The sequence below is a fragment of the Albidovulum sp. genome (assembly GCF_008933605.1).
Classification (GTDB): domain Bacteria; phylum Pseudomonadota; class Alphaproteobacteria; order Rhodobacterales; family Rhodobacteraceae; genus Albidovulum.
Genome location: NZ_WBUS01000259.1, coordinates 1 through 2,708, shown reverse-complemented (window position 1 = coordinate 2,708; position 2,708 = coordinate 1). Strand labels below are relative to the sequence as shown.

3 protein-coding genes are annotated in these 2,708 nt (G+C 70.3%); all 3 read right to left on the bottom strand.

The window, feature by feature from the left end; genetic code table 11:
* A partial coding sequence (locus F9K34_RS18470) for a hypothetical protein (RefSeq protein WP_291338565.1) occupies window positions 1-199 on the bottom strand: 199 nt, incomplete at its 3' end.
* 107 nt (window positions 200-306) lie between these two features.
* Window positions 307-1,272 (bottom strand): class II fructose-bisphosphatase, encoded by a 966-nt coding sequence (gene glpX / locus F9K34_RS18465; RefSeq protein ID WP_291338566.1) that lies wholly within the window; start codon window positions 1,270-1,272, stop codon window positions 307-309.
* A 76-nt stretch (window positions 1,273-1,348) separates the two neighbouring features.
* Window positions 1,349-2,635 (bottom strand): homoserine dehydrogenase, encoded by a 1,287-nt coding sequence (locus F9K34_RS18460; protein ID WP_291338564.1) that lies wholly within the window; start codon window positions 2,633-2,635, stop codon window positions 1,349-1,351.
* Window positions 2,636-2,708 lie beyond the last annotated feature (73 nt).

Below are 2,708 nucleotides of genomic sequence, written 5' to 3'. Positions count from 1 at the left end.
GGCTCATGATGCCGGGGGCGGTGACACCCGCGCTGATCGAGGAGATCGATCGCGCCGGTCCCTTCGGCCAGGGCGCCCCCGCGCCCCGCTCCGCCTTCGCCGCCATGGGCCTGACCCATGCCCGGCGGTCCGCCTCGGCGGTGGGACCCAGCCAGCGGCGGCCGGTGGCGGAGGCCTCGACTCCCAGAAATGCGTTCATGGCCCCATTACAATAGCCGGGGTCGAAGAGGGCGGAATGCGCCGCTCCTTCGCCCGTTCCAGAATGTCCCCGCAGGGGGCCAGGAGCCGAGCCCCCGGGCCGCCCGCTCAGCGGATCGGGTTGCGGTAGATCATGCGGCGCACCGAGCCGGTCTTTGACCGCATCAGGATCGTCTCCGTCTCGATGAAGTTCGGCTCGCGCTTCACGCCGCGCACGATGGAACCGTTGGTCACGCCGGTCGCGGCGAAGATCACGTCGCGCGTCACCATCTCGTCGCGCGCATAGATCCGGTTCAGGTCCGTGATGCCGGCCTTGGCCGCGCGTCCCCGCTCGTCGTCGTTGCGGAAGAGAAGCCGCCCCCACATCTGCCCGCCCATGCATTTCAGCGCCGAGGCCGCGAGCACGCCCTCGGGCGCGCCTCCGGAGCCCATGTACATATCGATGCCGGTGATCTCGCTCTCCGCGCAATGGATCACGCCCGCGACGTCGCCGTCAGTGATGAGCCGGATCGCCGCCCCGGTGGCGCGGACCTCCTTGATCATCTCCTCGTGCCGGGGGCGTTCGAGGATGCAGACGGTGATGTCCGTGGGCTTGCAGCGCTTCGCCTTGGCCAGTTCCACCACCCGCTCGGTCGGGCTCATCTCCAGGCTCACGACGTTCTTCGGCAGGCCCGGGCCGATGGCGAGCTTGTCCATGTATACGTCGGGCGCGTGCAGGAGCGTGCCGCGTGGCGCCATGGCGATGACGGTCAGCGCGTTCGGCATGTCCTTCGCCGTCAGCGTCGTGCCCTCCAGGGGATCGAGCGCGATGTCCACCGCCGGACCGTTGCCGGTGCCGACCTCCTCGCCGATATAGAGCATCGGCGCCTCGTCGCGCTCGCCCTCGCCGATGACCACCGTGCCCTTGATGTCGAGCAGGTTCAGCTGGTCGCGCATGGCGTTCACCGCCGCCTGGTCGGCGGCCTTCTCGTCCCCGCGCCCGATCAGGCGGGCCGAGGCGTGGGCGGCGGCTTCGGAGACTCGGGCCAGGCCCAGCGAAAGCATTCGGTCGTGGAATTCCTGGGCGTCGGCCATGGTCGGGTCCTGTTGGTTCCGCATCACGCGCATCTAGCCGGACCGCGCGGAACGGGGCAAGCCCCGCGCGGCGGACTCAGACGGATTCGATGCGGATCGCCACCGGCTCGCCGATCACCACGCCGGTCGCGGGCAGGCGGCGGGCGGCGTGGTCGATCGCCTCGCGCGCCGTCTTGTGGGTGACGATCAACACCGGAGCGGAGGCGTCGGCATGGCCGTACTGCCGCATCCGGTCGATGGAGATGCCCTCCTCGCCGAGGATGGTGGCCACCTTGGCGAGCGCGCCCGGCTTGTCGGTCAGTTCCATGCGGAGATAGTAGGGCGCCGGCGCCATCGCCTTCGCCGCCACCGGGTCCGCGAGCGTCGCCGCCGGCTGGCCGAAGGTGGAGATGCGGCAGCCCCGCGCGATCTCGATCACGTCGGACATGATCGCCGATGCGGTCGGGCCGGCGCCGGCCCCGGCGCCGCGCAGCACGATCTGGCCGACGCTGTCGCCTTCGAGGACGACCATGTTGGTGCCGCCCTGAAGCTGGCCGAGCGGGCTTTCCGCCGGCACGAGGCAGGGCGACATCCGCTGTTCGAGGCCGCGCCCGGTCATCTGCGCCACGCCGAGGAGCTTGATCCGGAACCCCATGTCTCCCGCACGGCGGATGTCGTCGATCGAGATGCGACCGATCCCTTCCAGTTCGACCGCGTCGAAGGCGACCCTTGTGCCGAAGGCGATGGCCGCCAGCAGGCTCAGCTTGTGGCCGGCGTCGATGCCGCCCACGTCGAGATTGGGGTCGGCTTCCAGATAGCCGAGCTGGCGGGCCTCCTCGAAGACCTCGGCATAGGTCAGGCCCGCGCCTTCCATCCGCGTCAGGATGTAGTTGCAGGTGCCGTTCATCACGCCCATCACACGGGTGATCGCGTTGCCCGCGAGCCCCTCTGTCAGCGCCTTGACGACCGGGATGCCCCCTGCCACCGCTGCCTCGAAGCGGATCACGTGGCCCTTGGCCTCGGCCTCCGCCGCGAGCGCGTGGCCGTGGTGGGCGAGCATCGCCTTGTTTGCCGTCACCACGTCCTTGCCCGCCGCGATCGCGGCGCGCGTCGCCTCGAGCGCGGCGCCATCGGCCCCGCCCATGACTTCGACGAAGACGTCGATGTCCTTGCGCGTGGCGAGGCGGACCGGATCCTCCTCCCAGGCATAGGCCGAGAGATCCGCGTCGCGGTTCTTCCTCCGGTCGCGGGCGGCGACCGCGCTGATGACGATCGGCCGCCCGGTGCGCCGGGCAAGAAGCTCGGCGTGCTTCTGGATGATCTTCACCGTTCCGATGCCCACCGTGCCGAGGCCGGCAATGCCGAGACGCAGGGGCTGGGACATGGGAGACTCCGTCGCTGAGGGACGCCCGGGCGGGCGTCCCGGGTGTTAGCCCGAAGCCCGCCCGGTTGCAACG